This window comes from Rhizobium fabae (assembly GCF_003985135.1).
Taxonomy (GTDB): domain Bacteria; phylum Pseudomonadota; class Alphaproteobacteria; order Rhizobiales; family Rhizobiaceae; genus Rhizobium; species Rhizobium pisi.
Window position 1 is genome coordinate 19,581 of the sequence record NZ_ML133652.1, and the last position, 15,095, is coordinate 34,675.

A 15,095-nucleotide genomic window follows, 5' to 3' on the forward strand; every position below is an offset into this window, starting at 1 on the left:
AGGGAACCCTTTTGGCCGTCGTCGCGTTTGCAAAAGCGGATAATAAGGAGAGACCCATGGCAAGCACGCCGACCCAAGCCATCGTCCCTGGGCGCAGTTCCCTATCCGCAGCTGCGCCAGCGCGTGACACGAGGCTCGACGTTTTGCGTGGCCTGGCTCTGATCATGATCTTCATCAATCATGTTCCCGGGCAGATCTTCGAATATGCGACAACGAAGAATTTCGGCTTTTCCGATGCGGCCGAGGCCTTCGTGCTGATATCGGGCATTGCCGTCGGTCTTGCCTATGGCTCGCGTTTCGAGCCGGGTAATCGGCTCAGGATGGCGATCAAGGCGGTCAAGCGTGCCTTCACGCTCTATCTCGCCCATATGATCACGACCTTCATGACGCTGGCGCTGTTCATGTGTGGTGCCTGGCTGTTTCATCGGCCGGGCCTGCTGGTCGAAATCAATATCCTGGCGGTGCTGATGAACCTGAAGGAAGGCATTCCGGCGCTTCTCCTGCTCGGCCACCAGATCGGCTACAACAACATTCTGCCGATGTACGGCGGAATGATGCTGATGGTGCCGGTCATTCTGCTCCTGAACGCGCGAAGCCCGCTTCTGGCGCTCGCCGTCTCGGCCACGGTCTGGCTGCTTGCCGGCATCTATCAGGTGGCGCCGCACAACATGCTGATCGAAGGCTACTGGTTCCTCAACCCGCTCTCCTGGCAGTTCCTGTTTTCGATCGGCATCGTCTCGATCCTGCATATCAAGCGCGGCGGCACGATCCCGCGCCATCCGCTGCTGTTTGCCGCCGCTGCCGGCTATGTCGCGCTGTCCTTCGTCTGGGTGACGGGCCATCTCTGGATTTTCGGCAACTCGCTGGCAGCACTTGGCCTACCGACCGTCGTCACCGGCTTCGACAAGACCTTCCTGTCGCTGCCGCGGCTGCTGCATGTGCTGGCGCTGACCTATCTCGTGATCAGCATTCCGGCGTTCTCGCGTATCCTGCGCCGTCCCGCAGACAATCCACTGACGATCCTCGGCCGTCATTCGCTGAACATCTTCGTCGCCGGCACGATTCTCGCCATGATCGGCCAGGTGGTGCTCTACATCACCAACAAGGACCCGCTGGTCGGCCCGCTCTTCGTCATCGTCGGGATCGCGACCCAGTTCACCTATGCCTATTATCTCGAGCGCAAGCGCCGGCAGGACAAGGTCAAGGCAAAGCTCGTCACCGAGAGGGCCACGATTCCCGTTCCCGTCCGCATCGGCGGAACAGCGAATGCCTATCGCCGGAACGACCGGAAATAAGGATCGGGTTTGTAGATCGACGGCAAGGAGCTGGTGGCCGATGGCCGCCGGCTCAATTTTTATGGGCGAGAATGTTCACCAGCTTGCCGAACGGATCGCGCACGAAGAAACGCCTGACGCCCCACGGCTCGTCGGCCGGGCCGTATTCGATGGGAAAGCCCGCCGCCGACATGGCCCCGAAGGCGGTGTCGAGATCATCGACCTCGATCGAGAGGTCGGGAACGGGCGTTCCGGAGCCGCCTTCGCTGGCAATGCTGAGCTGGAGGCTCATCTGCCTGGCCGCGCCAAACGTGGTGATCCAGCCGTGATCCATGATCACGTCGAGACCGAGGATATCCTCATAGAAGCGCTTGGCGGGCGTAGTGTCCGGCGCCTCGATATTGGCGACGATGCGCAGGACCTTCATGGGTTCGCTCCCGGATGTGCAGTGGTGAGGGGAGGATAGGGAAGATCGGCGGAGGATCAATCAGTATCGTCCGTCTGAGACGCTATGGCGTGTGGTTATCTCCTTCGTCCTGCCGAGCATCTTCCACAGGTGGGGAGATCGGATGTCCCGATCACGACGGTATTTGATGCGGCAAGCTTTGCGACGTTTGATGTTTGTGGGGAAATGGCCGGCAGGGCTGAGGGGAGCCCCTTGGCACGACCCCAAAACCAAACAAAAAGGCCGGAAGGAGCGATCCTTCCGGCCTTCGTCTGAAACCTCAACCGATCAGGCGGCTTCGGTGGTGTGTGCCTTGCGGACCTCTTCGTCCGTCAGGATGCCGCTGGCGCGCAGCAGGGCGGCGAAACGGCCGTTGCTGTGGCTGAGCTCGTCGAAGCTGCCCTGCTCGACGACGCGGCCGTCATCCAGGAAGAGCACCATATCGGCTTCGCGGACCGTCGACAGGCGGTGGGCGATGATGAAGGTGGTGCGGTTCTGGCGCAGATTGTCGATCGCGGCCTTAACGCGGGCTTCGGTCTCGACGTCGAGCGCCGAGGTTGCCTCGTCAAGCACCAGGATCGGCGCGTCCTTGAGGATGGCGCGGGCGATCGCGATGCGCTGGCGCTCGCCGCCGGAGAGCTTGTTGCCGCGCTCGCCGACATGCGTGTCGTAGCGATCTTCGCGGGTCTCGATGAAGTCGGCGGCAGCGGCGGCTTCGGCCGCACGGCGCATCTCCTCTTCGCTCGCGCCCTCACGGCCGAGGCGGATGTTGTCGCTGATCGAACGGTTCAGCAGGCCGGCATCCTGGAAGACGGTGGCGATGTGGCGGCGCAGCGACTTGCGGGTCACCTTGGTGATGTCGGTGCCGTCGACGAGGATCTGGCCGCCCTGGGCATCGTAGACACGCTGCAGCAGGTTGACGAGCGTCGTCTTGCCGGCGCCGGTCGGGCCGACGATCGCAACCGTCTGGCCTGCCTTCACCGAGAAGGAGACGTTGTGCAGGCCCTGCGAGCTGTTGCCGAAGCCGAAGGACACGTCGCGGAACTCGATCGCACCCTTGACGTCCTTGATCTCGCCGTTGCCGGCAGGCTCCTCGCGTTCACGCACCGAGTCTTCCAGCTTGTAGAAGTCCTCGAGCTTGGAGCGGGCTTCGAAAATCTGCGTCGCGAACTGGCGCATCAGGTCGAGGCGGCCGATCAGCAGGTTGGCGAAGCCAATGAAGGCGATGACGTCGCCGACGCGAATCTGGCCGGACTGAACGAGCAGCGTGCCGATGATCAGGACCACCATCATCGCGATGGTGGAGGCCATGCGGTTCAGCGCGCTGGCGATCGCCCACCAGTCGAGCACCGGATACTGCGCTTCGAGCAGGCGGTCGGCGAAGGATTTCAGCGCCTTGGTTTCAGCCTCGATGCGGTTGTAGCTGTGCAGGACCGAAACGTTGCTGATCGAGTCGCTGACATGCGAGAAGACGGTATGATAATGATTTTCGACCGATGCCTGACCATCCTTGGTCCGGCTCATGACGACGCGGCCGATCAGCCAGTAGGCGATGCCGAGCACGATCAGCACGGCCGAAAGGCGCAGGTCCATCGACATGGCGGTCGGCACCAAGAGCGTAAGCGCGATGACCGTCGACAGGTGGTTGCGCATGAATTCGAGCCAGAGGCCGAACAACGTCTCGCAGGCGCGCAGCAGCGTATGCAGCGCGTTGGAGGTGCCACGCTGATGGTGCCAGCCAAGCGGCATGGAAATGATGCGGCTGAAGGCTTCCGTCAGCAGCGTCGCGCGCCGTCCATGGGCAAGCCTGTCGGCCTCGCGGGCCACAAGGACGAAGGCGATGGTATTAAACACGGCAAAGGTTGCCCACATGAAGAGGATGGGCTTGACCTCACCCTTGCCCGAGATCGCATCGATGATGCGACCGAACAGGATTGGTTCCGCGATGGTGATGGTCGCCAAGACAATATTTGCGAGAACCACCAGGGATACGCGGAGCTTATAGGCGCCAAGATAGCGCAGAGCCCTTGCATAGACCTTGAAAAGCGACACGTCTAACCTCTTGTGCATCTGCGAAAAACGGGATGATGTGATGCTACAAAAGGTTACCTGAACCGGCGATTAACAGAGCATTCAGGGTTCAGCCGGGGTGATGGTTAACACGAACGTACTATCGCAGGGTGCGACGAGATGACAATGGCGCGAAAATTGCCGCTTAGGTATATGTCGCGACAATTTGCACTTGCATTTTAATCAATGTTTAGCACAGCATTAAATTAGAGACTGCATTTTATTGAGAAGACCGTTTCGCGACCAATCTGAAAAGCCGCCGACGGCCTCGCAAGGGGCAATTTTTGTGAATATTAATTCGTTAATTCAATTGCTTGTAATTCTGGAGGAGTGCTCGAAACCCGAGGCCCTCGTCGGCGAGCTGGAACAGGTGATCCGGGGATGCGGCTTCGAATATTACAGCCTGTCGCGCCATTCGCAGCAGAATCCCGAACCCTGGGCCGACATGCTTGCCGGCCGTTGGCCGGAACAATGGCAGCAGATATATGCCGCAAAAAAATATCTCCTGGTCGATCCGATCGTACGTTATCTCGCCCAAGCGCAGCGGCCGTTTCGCTGGCGGGAGAGCATGGCGGCGTTCCGCAGGGATGCGCATGAGCGGCGCATGGAGCAGATGATGGTCGATGCCTTCGGCCACGGGCTGGAGGACGGCTATATTTTTCCGATTCATGGACGCAGCGGCATTCTCGGCGGCCTCAGCATCAGCGGCAAGCCGGTCGAGCTCTCGCCGGTGGAGATCGCGTTGTTCGAAGCGGTGGCGCGCAAGACCTTCTGGCGGCTGCTTGATTTGAAAGGCGAGGCGCAGTCGCTGGAAACCGTGCTGCCGGCCGAAACACCGCTGACGCGGCGCGAGATGGAAATCCTGCGTCATCTCGCCGAAGGCATGACCTCGATGGAGATCAGCAAGATGCTGAAGATCTCGAACCACACCGTCGACTGGTACATGAACGGTCTGCAGGATAAGCTGAAGGCGAAGAACAGGCAGCAGGCAGTGGCACTTGCCTTCCGTCACGGCCTGATAAGCTAGGTTTCTTTTTCATTCTCATCGTCAAGGCCGCGGCAGACTTCCTGCCGGCATGTTTTGGCATGGCGAGAAAGTGCATTTCGCAGTCGCAAGAGAAATTGAACTTCTCGTGACAAGAAGTTAAGAATTTTCTTCGCGGGTGCAGCATGCCCGTGTCTGAACGACGGAGGAGACCGTTTTGCCCATATCCAAGATACTCGTTGCCAACCGCTCCGAAATAGCCATTCGCGTGTTCCGCGCGGCCAACGAGCTTGGAATAAAAACGGTGGCGATCTGGGCGGAGGAAGACAAGCTGGCGCTCCACCGCTTCAAGGCCGACGAGAGCTATCAGGTCGGCCGCGGCCCGCATCTTGCGCGCGATCTCGGGCCGATCGAAAGCTATCTGTCGATCGACGAGGTCATTCGCGTCGCCAAGCTCTCTGGCGCCGATGCCATCCATCCGGGCTACGGCCTGCTGTCGGAAAGCCCTGAATTCGTCGATGCCTGCAACGAGGCCGGCATCATCTTCATCGGTCCGAAGGGCGACACGATGCGCCAGCTCGGCAACAAGGTTGCGGCACGCAACCTAGCGATCTCGGTCGGCGTGCCTGTTGTGCCGGCAACCGAGCCGCTGCCGGACGATATGGCCGAAGTGGCGAAGATGGCGGAAGAGATCGGTTATCCCGTCATGCTGAAGGCCTCCTGGGGCGGTGGCGGGCGCGGCATGCGCGCAATCCGCGATCCGAAGGATCTCGCCCGCGAGGTGACCGAGGCCAAGCGCGAGGCGATGGCCGCCTTCGGCAAGGACGAGGTCTACCTTGAAAAGCTCGTCGAGCGCGCCCGCCATGTCGAAAGCCAGATCCTCGGCGACACCCACGGCAATGTCGTGCATCTCTTCGAGCGCGACTGCTCCATCCAGCGCCGCAACCAGAAGGTCGTCGAGCGCGCACCGGCACCCTATCTCTCGGAAGCGCAGCGCCAGGAGCTCGCCGCCTATTCGCTGAAGATCGCGGCGGCGACCAATTATGTCGGCGCCGGCACCGTCGAATATCTGATGGATGCCGATACCGGCAAATTCTATTTCATCGAGGTTAATCCGCGCATCCAGGTCGAGCATACCGTGACCGAAGTCGTCACCGGCATCGACATCGTCAAGGCGCAGATCCACATTCTCGACGGCTACGCGATCGGCACGCCGGAATCAGGCGTCCCGAAGCAGAAGGACATCCGCCTCAACGGCCATGCGCTGCAGTGCCGCATCACCACCGAGGATCCGGAGCACAACTTCATTCCGGATTACGGCCGCATCACCGCCTATCGCTCGGCATCCGGCTTCGGCATCCGCCTCGATGGCGGCACCTCCTATTCCGGCGCCATCATCACCCGTTTCTACGATCCGCTGCTCGTCAAGGTGACGGCCTGGGCGCCCAATCCGTCCGAGGCGATCGCCCGCATGGACCGGGCGCTGCGCGAATTCCGTATTCGCGGTGTGGCCACCAACCTGACCTTCCTCGAAGCGATCATCGGTCATGCGAAGTTCCGCGACAACAGCTATACGACCCGCTTCATCGACACGACGCCGGAGCTCTTCCAGCAGGTCAAGCGCCAGGACCGCGCCACCAAGCTGCTCACCTATCTCGCCGACGTCACCGTCAATGGCCATCCCGAAGCCAAGGACCGGCCGAGGCCGCTGGATAATGCCGCCGAGCCGGTTGTTCCCTATGCCAACGGCAATACCGTGAAGGACGGGACGAAGCAGCTTCTCGACACGCTCGGTCCGAAGAAATTCGGCGAATGGATGCGCAACGAGAGGCGCGTGCTCCTGACCGACACGACAATGCGCGACGGCCACCAGTCGCTGCTCGCCACCCGCATGCGCACCTACGACATCGCCCGCATCGCCGGCACTTACGCGCATGCGCTGCCGAACCTCCTGTCGCTCGAATGCTGGGGCGGCGCGACCTTCGACGTCTCCATGCGCTTCCTGACGGAAGATCCGTGGGAGCGCCTGGCGCTGATCCGCGAGGGCGCGCCGAACCTTCTGCTGCAGATGCTGCTGCGCGGCGCCAATGGGGTGGGCTACACCAACTATCCCGACAATGTCGTCAAATACTTCGTCCGCCAGGCGGCGAGGGGCGGCATCGACCTCTTCCGCGTCTTCGACTGCCTGAACTGGGTCGAGAACATGCGCGTGTCGATGGATGCGATTGCCGAGGAGAACAAGCTCTGCGAGGCGGCGATCTGCTATACCGGCGATATCCTGAACTCGGCGCGGCCGAAATACGACCTGAAATACTACACCGACCTTGCCGTCGAGCTGGAGAAGGCCGGGGCGCATATCATCGCGCTCAAGGACATGGCGGGCCTCCTGAAGCCGGCGGCGGCGAAGGTCCTGTTCAAGGCGCTGCGCGAGGCGACCGGCCTGCCGATCCACTTCCACACGCATGATACGTCAGGCATTGCGGCGGCGACCGTTCTTGCCGCGGTCGAAGCTGGTGTCGACGCCGTCGATGCGGCGATGGATGCGCTCTCCGGCAACACCTCGCAGCCCTGTCTCGGCTCGATCGTCGAGGCGCTCGCCGGCTCCGAGCGCGATCCGGGCCTCGATCCGGAGTGGATCCGCCGCATCTCCTTCTACTGGGAAGCGGTGCGCAACCAATATGCCGCCTTCGAAAGCGATCTCAAGGGTCCGGCATCGGAAGTCTATCTCCACGAAATGCCGGGCGGCCAGTTCACCAACCTCAAGGAACAGGCCCGTTCGCTTGGCCTGGAGACCCGCTGGCATCGTGTGGCGCAAGCTTATGCCGACGCCAACCAGATGTTCGGCGACATCGTCAAGGTGACGCCGTCCTCCAAGGTCGTCGGCGACATGGCGCTGATGATGGTCAGCCAGGACCTCACGGTTGCCGATGTCGTCAGCCCCGACAGGGAAGTCTCCTTCCCGGAATCGGTGGTTTCGATGCTCAAGGGCGATCTCGGCCAGCCGCCGTCGGGATGGCCGGAAGCGCTGCAGAAGAAGGCGCTGAAGGGAGAGACGCCCTATACCGTGCGTCCTGGCTCGCTGCTGAAGGAGGCCGATCTCGATGCCGAGCGCAAAGCCATCGAGACGAAGCTGGAGCGCGGGGTGAGCGACTTCGAGTTCGCCTCCTACTTGATGTATCCGAAGGTCTTCACCGACTTTGCGCTTGCCTCCGATACATACGGCCCGGTCTCGGTGCTGCCGACGCCCGCTTATTTCTACGGGCTGAAGGACGGCGAGGAACTGTTCGCCGATATCGAAAAGGGCAAGACGCTCGTCATCGTCAACCAGGCGATGAGCGCGACCGACAGCCAGGGCATGGTGACCATCTTCTTCGAACTCAACGGCCAGCCGCGCCGCATCAAGGTGCCGGACCGCGCCCATGGGGCGACGGGTGCTGCCGTCCGCCGCAAGGCCGAAGTCGGCAATGCCGCCCATGTCGGCGCGCCGATGCCTGGCGTCATCAGCCGCGTCTTCGTCTCGCCCGGCCAGGTGGTCAATGCCGGCGACGTGCTCGTCTCCATCGAGGCGATGAAGATGGAAACCGCGATCCATGCGGAAAAGGATGGCACGATCTCCGAGGTGCTGGTGCGCGCCGGCGACCAGATCGACGCCAAGGACCTGCTCGTCGTCTACGGCGGGTGAGCTATTGGACTGCCGGGGCGATCAAAGGTCGCTCCGGCCATTCTCTTCGATCACTTGATCGTGTGCGACCGCCAATCGGAATACGAGACTTTTAAACGTTTTCCGGCGTCTCCGACTTGCCCTGCATGGCGCTTGTTTCCTAGAAACAACTCGGCGCATAGCCTGAAAGAATTATGCGCCATTTCAAGGAGCGTTGCTGAAGCGTCTTATCGGGCGCGGCGCTCCAGCGAACCCGCCGTTCAACAGGAAAGAAGCCCATGAGCCAGTTGAAAATCGCCGTCATCGTCGGAAGCACGCGTATCGGCCGCTTTGCCGATCACCCCGCTCAATGGATTGCCGAAACCGCCGGAGCGCGTTCGGAGCTTGCCATCGAGGTGCTGGATCTTCGTGATTATCCGCTGCCGTTCTTCGGCGAGGCGCGTGCAACCGAAGCCGAAAACGAGACCGCTGAGCGCTGGAAGAAGAAGCTGCGTGAATTCGACGGCTATATCTTCACCGCGGCCGAATATAATCATGCGCCGACCGCCGTCCTGAAGAATGCCATCGATCTCGGTGAATTCATTCAAAAGCCGGTCGCCTTCATCGGTTATGGCGGCGTCGGCGGCGCGCGTGCGGTCGAGCATCTGAGGCTGATCTTCGTGGAAATGGGTGCCGCCTCGGTGAAAACGGGCGTGCACATCGCCTTCAGCGAATATCTGAGCGTGCTGAAGGAAGGCAAGAGCCTCGGCGATTATCCGCATCTCAACGAGGCGGCCAAGAACCAGCTCGACCAGCTCATCTGGTGGGGCAATGCGCTGAAGGCAGCGCGCTCGGTCATCACCTCGGCCTGAGGCAGGCCGCAGAACCGTCCAGAAGAACGCCTAAAGCCGTCTCACGTGAATCACGATTCACGTGAGACAATTCAGATATCGTAGGTATGTGCGGCGTTGATCGTCGAGATGAAGCGCTTGGTGCGTTCGCGCTCCGGCGCGCTGAAGATCGCCTTGGCGCTGCCTGTTTCCACCACATTGCCGGCTTCCAGGAAGACGACGTCATTGGCGATCTTGGAGGCAAGCCGGAGATCGTGGGTCGCCATGACCATCGTCGTGCCCTCGCGGGCAAGCTGGCCCAGCACATCGACCACCTCGGCCGAAAGCTCCGGATCGAGCGCCGAGGTCGGTTCGTCGCAGAGAAGGACGCGCGGTGAAGGCGCAAGCGCCCGGGCGATCGCCACACGCTGCTGCTGGCCCCCCGAAAGCGTCGAGGGCCAGGCATCGGTCTTGTGCGCCATCCCGACCTTGGTCAGCAGCTCATTGGCGCGCTCACGCGCCTTTTCCCTCGGCCACTTCAAGACCGTCACCAGCCCTTCCATGACGTTCTCGATCGCCGTCTGGTGCGGGAAGAGCTGGAAATTCTGGAAGACCATGCCGGTTTGCCGGCGGATTTTCTGGATCGCTTGCCAGCTCGTTCGTTTGCCGGGCGCGAAGGAGAGCGTCTCCTCCCCGAGGCGGATGGCGCCTGATGTCGGGATTTCGAGCAGGTTGATGCAGCGCAGCAGCGTGCTCTTGCCGCCGCCGGACGGCCCGACCAGCGCGGTAACACTGCCCTCGGGAATGCGGATGCTGATGTCCTTCAGAATGACGGCGTCGCCGAAGCGCTTTTCGATGTTGGAAAGCTCGATCATGCATTTGCCTCCAGCATGCCGCCATAACGCGCGAAGCGGCGCTCGAGCCGCACCTGCAGCTGCGAGAGGACGGAACTCAGGACGAGATAGACCAGCGCCGCCTCGATATAAAGGATCAGCGGTTCATAGGTGGTGGCGACGATGCGCTGAGCCGCCTGGAAGAGTTCCGGCACCGTGATGGCAGCGGCAAGCGACGTATCTTTCACAAGCGAGATGAAGGTGTTCGACAGCGGCGGCACGGCGACGCGGGCGGCCTGCGGCAGGATGGTGCGGCTCATCGCTTGGCGCCAGCTCATGCCGATCGAATAGGCGGCCTCCCATTGGCCTTTGGGCACCGAGGAGATAACGGCGCGGATGATCTCGGAGCTGTAGGCGCCGATATTCAAGGTAAAGCCGATCAAGGCGGCCGGAAAGGCGTCGAGCAGGATGCCGATGCTCGGCAGGCCGTAGAAGATCACGAAAAGCTGGACGAGCAGCGGCGTGCCGCGGATGACCCAGACGTAGAAGCGGGCGATGGCTGTGACCGGGGCCGGGCCGAAAAGGCGGGCAATCGCGGTGATCAGGCCGAGGATCAGGCCGAAAGCAAAGGAAAGCAGCGTCAGCGGGATGGTGAAGATCAACCCCGCCCAGAGGAGCGAGGGTAGCGATTCCGCCATCAGTTGGAGCCAGTGCGGCAAGGGGATGTTCCCTCTCGGTTGGGTGATATCTCGGAATACCCCTCCCGAACCCCTCCCCACAAGGGGGAGGGACTTAATCTAGCTCCCGCTCCCCGCACGAAATAGCGACCGAGCTGCAAGTCGAGACGTTTGTTTTGAGATGAGGGGGTGTTCCGCCAAAGCCCCTCCTCCTTGTGGGGAGGGGACTTTTTAAATGGACCTTACTTCGAAACGTCCTGGCCGAAATATTTGTCGGCGATCTTCTTGTAGGTGCCGTCGGCCTTGATGTCGGCAAGCGCCTTGTTGATCGCCTCCAGCAGTTCCGGCTCGTTCTTGCGGATGATGATGCCGGAGTAATCGGCATTTTCCTGCTGGGCGGCGATCTTCACCGGCGCGTCCGGCTTGTGCTTCTTGAAATCGAGGAAGGAGAGGCTGTCGTTGATCGTGGCGTCGGCGCGCTTGGTCAGCACGAGCTGGATCGACTGGTCGAAGCCGTCGGTGCCGACGAGTTCGGCGCCGGACTGTTCTGCGAGCTTGCCGAAGTTGCTGGTGAGCGACTGGGCGGCCTTCTTGCCCTTCAGATCGGCGAAGGTCTTGATGCCCTCGTCGCCTTCGCGGACGATCAGCACGGCCTTGGATGCGATGTAGGGCTCGGAGAAATCATATTTCTGCTTGCGGGCCTCGGTGATGCCGACCTGGTTGATGACGGTGTCGTAGCGCTTGGCATCGAGGCCGGCGATCAGGCCATCCCATTTGCCTTCGACGAACTCGGCCTTGACGCCGAGCTTTTTGGCAATCGCTTCGCCGATCTCGACGTCGAAGCCGACGAGCTTGCCGCTTTCGTCATGATAGGTGAAGGGCGCATAGGTGCCTTCGGTGCCGATCTTGAAGACGCCGGCCGATTTGACGGCAGCGAGGTTTTCGCCGGCATGGGCGGGCAGGAGGGCTGCGGCCTGAATGAGGGCAGCAGCGGCGACGGTTTTCAACCAGTTCATTGTTCTATCCATCCTTGGGAGGTTGTGATCGGATGAGGGATACTTTGCAGAAAACTAGGGCGCGGGAAGCGTAGAAAACTGCGAATAAAAGCAGCAACTGCAAATATTTTTCTCAAGCAGCCGTTCGAACCATGAATCCTGCAGAAACAGGCATCACGCTCCGACGCGGCGGCGCAGCCTTTCGCTGACGATAATGATCAATCCGGCGCTGAGGATCATGGCCGCGCCGACGACCACATTGTGCGTGGGGATGTCGGCCCAGATCAGGTAACCCAAGAGGAAGGCCCAGACGAGAGAGCTATACTCGAATGGTGCAAGCACGGAGACGGGGGCTTGGCGCATGCCTTCAAAAAGGGCGAACTGGGCGCAGCCGGCAACGACGCCTGTGGCAATGAGCAGCGTGAGCTGCGTCATATCGGGGGTCTGCCACGTGTAGAAAACGGCAACGCCGGTCATGGCAAGAAAAAAGACGTTGGAAACGGTGAGCTGGACAATGGTCTTCTCGTGCAGCGAGGTCTTGCGCAGCAGCACCATGGCGGAGGCCCACAGGACGGCGGCCTGTAGCGCCAGATAGACCGGCCAGGAGATGGTGAGGCCGACCGGATTGCAGGCGATCAAGACACCGACGAAACCGACGCTGACGGCTAGCCAGCGCGCCGGCGTGACCTTCTCCTTCAGAATGAACCATGCGAGCAGGGTGCCGACGACTGGGGCGGCGTAATAGAGCGTCGTCACTTCGGCAAGCTGCAGGCGGCTTGCCGCGGAATAATAGGAAAGCCAGGCACAAAGAAGCAGGATGCTGCGGGCGATCATCGGCTTGATGATCGGCGATGTCATCGTCTGGCGGACGAGTTTGCCGCGACCATAGGCGAGACAACCGACGAGGATCGTGAGGCTGCGGAAAAACAGGATCTGCCAGACGGGGATGCTTGAAGTCAGGATCTTGATGATCGCGTCATGGAAGGTGAACGCCATATAGGCGACTGTCGTGAGCAGGATGCCCAGGCTGACGGAGTTTTTCACGGGGAGACGCACCAGGTGGCGGATATGCCGGAGGGAATCGGGAAGGATGAATCGATATTCCCGCCTCTCAGACCGGTCAATAGGACATATCTCGCTCTGATAGCGAGCTTTGTTTCAAGATGTCAGGAAACGTGTAATGGTGCATGTTGCTTGCACGGTCATAAGCGTTTATGCACGTTTTTGGTATTTCGGGTATTGAACCGGTAGGAACATGCAGGATTTTCTGTTGCGAGAGCGTCAAGGCGTCATTTCCGAGCGGCTGCGGCTGAACGGCCGCGTGCTGGCGGCGGAACTTGCGCTCGAATTTGGCGTCTCCGAGGATACGGTGCGGCGCGACCTGCGCGAAATGGCGGCGGCGGGGCTCTGCGAGCGGGTCTATGGCGGCGCGCTGCCGGTTTCCCCGGCGCATGGGAGCCTGACGCAGCGTGTGAGCTTTGCCGCCGACCGCAAGCAGGCGCTGGCGCGGGCTGCGGCAAAGCAGATCGCCGCCGGTTCGTGCGTGTTCTTCGATGCCGGCAGCACCAATCTGGCGATTGCAAACGCCTTGCCGGCCGAACTCGAGCTGACGGCCACGACCAACGCGCCGGCGATCGCCGCGGTGCTTATCGACAAGCCTGCCGTCAACGTCATCCTGATCGGCGGCATGGTGGACCGGCAGACGGGCGGCGCGCTCGGCGCCAAGGCCTTGCGGGACATGGAGCAGATTTCGCCCGATCTCTGCATTCTCGGCGCCTGCGGAATCGATCTCGAGGCCGGTATTACGACCTTCGGCTTCGAAGATGCGGAGTTCAAACGGTTTGCCGCGTCGCGGAGCAAGCGAGTTCTGGCGGCTGTAACCTCGGAAAAATTCGGCACCGCCGCGCCCCACAGCGTGCTGCCGGTTGCGCATTGCGAATGCCTCGTCGTCGAGCACGATGCCGATCCCGCTATTCTCGCCGGCTATCGCGAGCGCGGATGCAGGACTGTCATCGCCGAGAAAACGAACTGAGCCGCCGTCACAGAGTTTAAGGAAATCGGGCGCTTGCAAGCCCGGCAATGAGGAAAGACCGGAAAATGGATAGTCATGTCAGTGCGCCTGGGGTCCGGAGCGGCTTCGTTACCAAAAGCAGGGCGGCGGTTTCCCTGCTCTTTCTGATGAACGGCTTTGTCGTCGGCTGCTGGGCCCCGAAGATCCCGGACTTTGCCGAGCGTCTGGCGCTGAGCAAGTTCGAGTTGGGGCTGATGATCCTCGTCTTCGGTGTCGGCTCGCTGGTCATGATGCCGATCGCCGGCGCGCAGATCGCCAAACATGGCTCGCGTATCGTCGTTCAGGTCCTGGCTGTCTGCGTGCTGCCGCTGCTGCTGGCATTGACGCTCGCGCCAAATGTGATCACCGGGGCAATCTCGCTCTTCCTGTTCGGCGGCTTCATCGGCGCAATGGATGTGGCGATGAATGCCAATGCCGTTTCGGTCGAGAAATCCATGCGCCGCGCCATCATGTCGTCCTGTCACGCTTTCTGGAGCCTTGGCGGACTGATCGGCTCAGGTCTCGGCGGCATCGTGATTTCCAAGCTCGGCATTCTCGGCCATGCGCAACTGGCAACCGTGCTGGCGGCGATCTTCCTGGCCGTCGCCTGGCCGATGATCCTTGCCGATCCCCCGCATCCCGACACCAAGAAGGAAAAGACAAGGCTGCCGATGGTGGCGCTGCCATACCTGCTTGGATTGATGGCGCTGTTCTCCATGGTGCCGGAAGGCGCGGTTCTGGATTGGGGCGCGCTTTATCTTCGGCAGGAAATGGATGCGTCGGTAGCGCTTTCCGGTCTCGGTTTCGCGGCCTTTTCGGCGACCATGGCGATTATGCGTTTTGCCGGCGACCTGGTGCGCGATCGTCTCGGCGGCGTCAAGACGCTGCGCATCTGCACGCTGTTTGCCATCGTCGGCATGTTGTTTGCAAGCCTTGCGCCGAATGCCGAGATCGCCATCCTGGGCTTTGCCTTTTGCGGCATCGGCATTTCCAACATGGTGCCGATCGCCTTCTCGGCGGCGGGCAATATTCCCGGCCTCAAGCCCGGCATCGGCATCTCGGTCGTCACGACCATGGGCTATTCCGGCATGCTGGTTGCGCCGTCCGTGATCGGCTTCGTGGCTGAACATGTCGGTTTTGCCGTCGTTTTCATGGCGCTGCCGGTGCTGCTTCTGGTCGTTCTCTTGTTCTCCAGGCTTGCCCGCTACGCAGACGGCGTTTCCGGCGGAGGTCACTGAGCCTCCTCCAAGCAAAAGTGATATCGGGGGCGGTTGACAAGAAAGCGGTCATGATCCA

Annotated in this window: 12 protein-coding genes; 6 read left to right on the plus strand and 6 right to left on the minus strand. The window is 61.2% G+C overall.

All coding sequences use genetic code 11. The features are described 5' to 3' along the window. The first annotated feature begins 56 nt into the window (after positions 1–56). Positions 57–1,295, plus strand: coding sequence for an OpgC family protein (locus EFB14_RS17380; RefSeq protein WP_126827451.1), 1,239 nt, complete (start codon positions 57–59; stop codon positions 1,293–1,295). A gap of 52 nt (positions 1,296–1,347) precedes the next feature. Here the strand turns inward: EFB14_RS17380 and EFB14_RS17385 are convergent, their stop codons facing one another. Then, complete coding sequence (locus EFB14_RS17385) at positions 1,348–1,701, minus strand: VOC family protein (protein WP_126827453.1); 354 nt, start codon at positions 1,699–1,701, stop codon at positions 1,348–1,350. 306 nt (positions 1,702–2,007) lie between these two features. Further along, the gene (locus EFB14_RS17390) at positions 2,008–3,771 is read right to left on the minus strand and encodes a glucan ABC transporter ATP-binding protein/ permease (protein WP_126827455.1); all 1,764 of its coding nucleotides are present in this window, start codon (positions 3,769–3,771) and stop codon (positions 2,008–2,010) included. 304 nt (positions 3,772–4,075) lie between these two features. Here EFB14_RS17390 and EFB14_RS17395 point away from each other — a divergent pair, with 304 nt between their 5' ends. The 3 genes from EFB14_RS17395 to EFB14_RS17405 all read left to right on the plus strand — a co-directional run bounded on the left by EFB14_RS17395 (position 4,076) and on the right by EFB14_RS17405 (position 9,286). Next, the gene (locus EFB14_RS17395) at positions 4,076–4,816 is read left to right on the plus strand and encodes a helix-turn-helix transcriptional regulator (protein WP_126827457.1); all 741 of its coding nucleotides are present in this window, start codon (positions 4,076–4,078) and stop codon (positions 4,814–4,816) included. 175 nt (positions 4,817–4,991) lie between these two features. Continuing rightward, positions 4,992–8,456, plus strand: coding sequence for a pyruvate carboxylase (gene pyc, locus EFB14_RS17400; RefSeq protein ID WP_126827459.1), 3,465 nt, complete (start codon positions 4,992–4,994; stop codon positions 8,454–8,456). A gap of 257 nt (positions 8,457–8,713) precedes the next feature. Then, the gene (locus tag EFB14_RS17405) at positions 8,714–9,286 is read left to right on the plus strand and encodes an NADPH-dependent FMN reductase (RefSeq protein ID WP_126827461.1); all 573 of its coding nucleotides are present in this window, start codon (positions 8,714–8,716) and stop codon (positions 9,284–9,286) included. Between the two features lie 71 nt (positions 9,287–9,357). On the opposite strand, the gene EFB14_RS17410 is transcribed toward EFB14_RS17405, so the two are convergent. The 4 genes from EFB14_RS17410 to EFB14_RS17425 form a co-directional block, all read right to left on the minus strand. Next, a complete protein-coding gene (locus EFB14_RS17410; RefSeq protein ID WP_125845945.1) occupies positions 9,358–10,119 on the minus strand; it encodes an amino acid ABC transporter ATP-binding protein in 762 nt (253 codons plus the stop codon). Beyond that, positions 10,116–10,796: an amino acid ABC transporter permease gene (locus tag EFB14_RS17415; RefSeq protein ID WP_126827463.1), complete on the minus strand. Its 681-nt coding sequence runs from the start codon at positions 10,794–10,796 to the stop codon at positions 10,116–10,118. The genes EFB14_RS17410 and EFB14_RS17415 overlap by 4 nt, the downstream gene beginning before the upstream one ends. Positions 10,797–10,996: 200 nt before the next feature. Then, positions 10,997–11,770 (minus strand): amino acid ABC transporter substrate-binding protein, encoded by a 774-nt coding sequence (locus EFB14_RS17420; protein ID WP_126827465.1) that lies wholly within the window; start codon positions 11,768–11,770, stop codon positions 10,997–10,999. Positions 11,771–11,923: 153 nt separating this feature from the next. After that, positions 11,924–12,793, minus strand: coding sequence for a DMT family transporter (locus EFB14_RS17425; RefSeq protein ID WP_126827467.1), 870 nt, complete (start codon positions 12,791–12,793; stop codon positions 11,924–11,926). Positions 12,794–13,004: 211 nt separating this feature from the next. Here EFB14_RS17425 and EFB14_RS17430 point away from each other — a divergent pair, with 211 nt between their 5' ends. Further along, complete coding sequence (locus EFB14_RS17430) at positions 13,005–13,781, plus strand: DeoR/GlpR family DNA-binding transcription regulator (protein ID WP_126827469.1); 777 nt, start codon at positions 13,005–13,007, stop codon at positions 13,779–13,781. Between the two features lie 65 nt (positions 13,782–13,846). After that, complete coding sequence (locus tag EFB14_RS17435) at positions 13,847–15,037, plus strand: MFS transporter (protein ID WP_126827471.1); 1,191 nt, start codon at positions 13,847–13,849, stop codon at positions 15,035–15,037. Positions 15,038–15,095 lie beyond the last annotated feature (58 nt).